Here is a 4,744-nt window from a genome sequence, read left to right as displayed (position 1 = left end):
CCTGCTGCTCGTCGGCCGCCGCGGCCCCGAGGCGCCCGGCGCGGGCGAACTCGTCGCGGAACTGCGCGACCTGGGCGCCGAGGCCGAGGCCGTGGCCTGCGACGTCGCCGACCGCGACGCGCTCGCCGCCCTGCTGGCCGGCGTACCGGCCGACGCGCCCCTGACGGCCGTCGTCCACGCCGCGGGCGTCCCCCAGTCGACCGTGCTGGAGGAGGTCACCGAGCAGGAGTACGCACACGTCCTCGCCGGCAAGGCCGCCGGCGCCACGCACCTCGACGAGCTCCTCGGCGACACCCCGCTCGACGCCTTCGTCCTCTTCTCCTCCAACTCCGGCGTCTGGGGCGCCGCGGGCCACACCGCGTACGCCGCCGCCAACGCGCACCTGGACGCGCTCGCCGAGCGCCGGCGCGCCCGCGGGCTGACCGCCACCTCCGTCGCCTGGGGCGCGTGGGGCGGCGGCGGCATCATGGAGACCGCCGGCGCGCAGGAGTACATGAGCCGCCGCGGCGTCCTGGAGATGGACCCCGTGACCGCCCTGTCCGCGCTGGTGCAGGCCGTCGAGCACGACGAGGCGTTCGTCGCCGTCGCCGACGTCGACTGGACCCGCTTCGCGCCCGGCTTCACCGCCACCCGGCCCAGCCCCCTGCTCACCGGCGTCCCCGAGGCCCGCGCCGCGGTCGCCACCGCCGCGCCCGAGGCGGACACCGAGGGCGAGGGGCCGGCCGCCGACCTGCTGCGCACCCTGCGCCGGGCCTCCGGCGCCGAGCGCGACACCCTGCTCGTCGACCTGGTCCGCCGCGAGGCCGCCGCCGTCCTCGGCCACGCCTCGATCGAGGACATCGAGCCCGCCCGCGCGTTCAAGGAGACCGGCTTCGACTCCCTGACCGCGGTCGACCTGCGCAACCGGCTCACCGCGGCCACCGGCCTGACCCTGCCGGCCACGCTGGTCTTCGACCACCCCACCCCGCAGGCCCTGGCCGCGCTGCTGCGCACCGGCCTGCTCGGCGAGGAGGACACCGCCGCGGCGGACGGCCCGGCCAAGGCCGCGCCCACCGCCGCCGACGAACCCATCGCCATCGTCTCGATGGCCTGCCGCTACCCCGGCGGGATCGCCTCGCCCGAGGACATGTGGCAGCTCGTCGCCGAAGGCCGCGACGCGGTCGGCGGGTTCCCCACCGACCGCGGCTGGAACCTCGACGGCTTCTTCGACTTCGACCGCACCAGCACCGGCACCAGCTACGTCGACCAGGGCGGCTTCCTCGACACCGCCAGCCACTTCGACCCGGCCTTCTTCGGCATCTCGCCGCGCGAGGCCCTCACCATGGACCCGCAGCAGCGCCTGCTGATGGAGACGTCGTGGGAGGTCTTCGAGCGGGCCGGCCTCACCCCGGACGCCGTGAAGGGCACCAGCACCGGTGTGTTCATCGGCGCCGCCTACCCCGGTTACGGCCAGGGCGTGCAGATGCCCGAGGGCTCCGACGGCCAGATGCTCTTCGGCGCCTCGGCCGCCGTCGCCTCCGGCCGCCTGGCCTACACCTTCGGCCTGGAGGGCCCGGCCGTCACCGTCGACACCATGTGCTCGTCCTCGCTGACCGCCCTGCACCTGGCCGTACGGGCGCTGCGTACGGGCGACTGCACCATGGCCCTGGCCGGCGGCGCGATGGTGATGTGCTCGCCGGGCGTCTACGTCGGCTTCAGCCAGCAGGGCGGGCTCTCCCCGTCCGGTCGCTGCAAGGCCTTCTCGCAGGACGCCGACGGCACCGGCTGGGCCGAGGGCATCGGCGTGATCATGCTGGAGCGGCTGTCCGACGCCCGCGCCAACGGCCACCAGGTCCTCGCCGTCATCCGCGGCACGGCCGCCAACCAGGACGGCGCCAGCAACGGCCTGGCCGCCCCCAGCGGCCCGGCCCAGCAGAAAGTCATCCGCGCCGCCCTCGCCGACGCCGGCCTCGCCGCCGACGAGGTCGACATGGTGGAGGCGCACGGCACCGGCACCACCCTCGGCGACCCCATCGAGGCGCAGGCCCTGCTGGCCACCTACGGCCAGGCGCACACGGCCGACCGGCCGCTGTGGCTCGGCTCGCTGAAGTCCAACATGGGGCACGCCCAGGCCGCCTCGGGCATCGGCGGCATCATCAAGACCGTCATGGCACTGCGGCACGGCGTCATGCCCAAGACCCTGCACGTCGGCGAGCCCACCCGCGAGGTGGACTGGACCGCCGGGGCCGTCGAGCTGCTGACCGAGGCGCGTGACTGGCCCGAGACGGGCCGTCCCCGCCGGGCCGGGGTCTCCTCCTTCGGCGGCAGCGGCACCAACGTCCACGTCGTCCTGGAGCAGGCCGCCGAGACCGAGGAGCCCGCCCACGCCCCGGCCGTCCCGGCCTTCCCGGCCACCGCCCTGCCCTGGATCGTCTCCGGCCGCGGCGCGGCCGGCCTGCGCGGCCAGGCCGAGCGGCTGCGGCAGTTCGCCGCCGCCGATGCTGCCGGAGAGGAGCCGCGTACCGCCGACATCGCCTGGTCGCTGGCCACCACCCGCGCAGCCCTGGAGCGCCGCGGCGCCGTCCAGTCCGAGGACCGCGACGGCCGCCTCGCCGGCCTCGCCGCGCTCGCGGAGGGCACCCCGGGCGCCGGCGTCATCGAGGGCGCCGTGCTCAAGGGAAGCGGCCGGCCCGTGCTCGTCTTCCCCGGCCAGGGCTCCCAGTGGGTCGGCATGGCCGTGGAACTGTACGACTGCGCGCCGGTGTTCGCCGCCCGCCTGGACGACTGCGAGCGGGCCCTGGCCCCGTACACGGACTGGTCCCTGCTGGACGTGCTGCGCCAGAAGGACGGCGCGCCCGGCTTCGACCGGGTGGACGTCGTCCAGCCGGCGCTGTGGGCCGTGATGGTCTCGCTGGCCGAGCTGTGGCGGGCCTGCGGGGTCGAGCCGGCGGCCGTCGTCGGCCACTCCCAGGGCGAGATCGCGGCCGCGGCCGTCTCGGGCGCCCTGTCCCTGGAGGACGCCGCCAAGGTCTCCGCGCTGCGCGCCAAGGCCCTGCTGGCCCTGGCCGGCAAGGGCGGGATGGTCTCCGTCGCCGCCCCTGCCGACGCGGTCGCCGAGCGCATCACCGCCTGGGGCGACCGCCTGGCGGTGGCCTCGGTCAACGGCCCGAACTCCACGGTCGTCTCCGGCGATCCGGAGGCCTTGGACGAGCTGATGGCGGCCTGCGAGGCCGACGGCGTACGCGCCCGCCGCATCAACGTGGACTACGCCTCCCACGGTCCGCAGGTGGAGTCCATCCGCGACGAGGTCCTGAGCCTGCTCGCCGGCATCGAGCCGCGCACCGCCGAGATCCCCTTCTTCTCCACCGTCACCGCCGACTGGGCCGACGGCCCGGAGCTGGACGCCGAGTACTGGTACACCAACCTCCGCCGGACCGTCCGCTTCCAGGAGGCCGTGGCGACCCTGCTGGAGCGCGGCCACAAGGTGTTCGTCGAGGCCAGCGCGCACCCGGTGCTCACCGTGGGCGTGCAGGAGTCGATCGACGCGGCCGGTTCGAAGGCCGTCACGCAGGGCACCCTGCGCCGTGACGAGGGCGGCCCGCAGCGCTTCCTGGCCTCCCTCGCCGAGGCCTGGACCCGCGGCGTCACCGTCGACTGGCAGGCCGTGCACGCCGGCCACGACACCCGCCGCGTGGACCTGCCCACGTACGCCTTCCAGAACGAGTCCTTCTGGCCGGACCCGCTGCCGCCGTACTCCGGCGACGCCGCCGGCTTCGGCCTCGCCGCCGCCGGACACCCGATGCTCGGCGCCGCCGTCACCCTCGCGGGCGGCGAAGGACTGCTCTTCACCGGCCGGATCGCCCCGGACACCCAGTCCTGGCTCTCCGACCACGCCGTCTCCGGCGCCCCGCTGCTGCCCGGCACCGCCTTCGTCGAACTGGCCGTCCGGGCCGGCGACGAGGCCGGCTGCGGGCTGCTGGAGGAGCTCACCCTGGAGGCCCCGCTGCTCCTTCCCGAGCGCGGCGGGGTCCACCTCCAGGTGCTCGTCGGCCCCGACACCGGCTCCGGCCGCCGTACGGTGACCGTCCACTCCCGGGCCGAGGACGCGCCCGCCGACCTGCCGTGGACCCGCCACGCCAGCGGTGAGCTCACCGCCGGCAGCCGTACGGCCGGCCACGACCTGACCGCCTGGCCGCCCGCCGGCACCGAGCCCGTCGACCTCGACGGCTTCTACGCCGCCGCGGCCGAGACCGGCTACGAGTTCGGCCCCGCCTTCCAGGGCCTGCGCGCCGCCTGGCGCCAGGACGCCACCGGCGACGTCTTCGCCGAGGTCGCCCTGCCCGACGCCCACCAGGGCGACGCGGCGGCGTACCTGCTGCACCCGGCCCTGCTCGACTCCGCGCTGCACGCCATGCGGCTCGGCGAGTTCATCGAGCTGACCGGCCAGGCCCGGCTGCCGTTCGCCTGGAGCGGCGTCGCCCTGCACGCCGCGGGCGCCGGCACGCTGAGGGTCCGCGTCAGCTCCGCCGGCACCGACACCATCGCGGTGGACGTCGCCGACGCCGCCGGCGCCCCCGTCGCCACCGTCGACGCGCTCGTCCTGCGCCCGGTCGACACGGACCGGCTGCGCCAGGGCGCCGCCGGCGGCACCGACGGGCTGTTCCGCCTGGACTGGACGGAGCTGCCCGGCGGAGCCGACGCCGCGGCCGCCGGCAACTGGGCGGTGCTCGGCGCCGACCCGGCCGGCCTGGCCGCCGCCCTGGAG

The 4,744-nt window shown here is 76.4% G+C and carries 1 protein-coding gene; it reads left to right on the top strand.

What is annotated here, in order from left to right; all coding sequences use genetic code 11:
* Positions 1-4,744: type I polyketide synthase (locus GPJ59_RS33585; RefSeq protein ID WP_219671705.1), on the top strand; the 4,744-nt coding region annotated here is incomplete at both ends.

Source organism: Streptomyces bambusae (assembly GCF_019400985.1).
In the GTDB taxonomy this organism is placed as follows: domain Bacteria; phylum Actinomycetota; class Actinomycetes; order Streptomycetales; family Streptomycetaceae; genus Streptomyces; species Streptomyces bambusae_A.
This window is presented reverse-complemented; position numbering and strand designations above follow the sequence as displayed.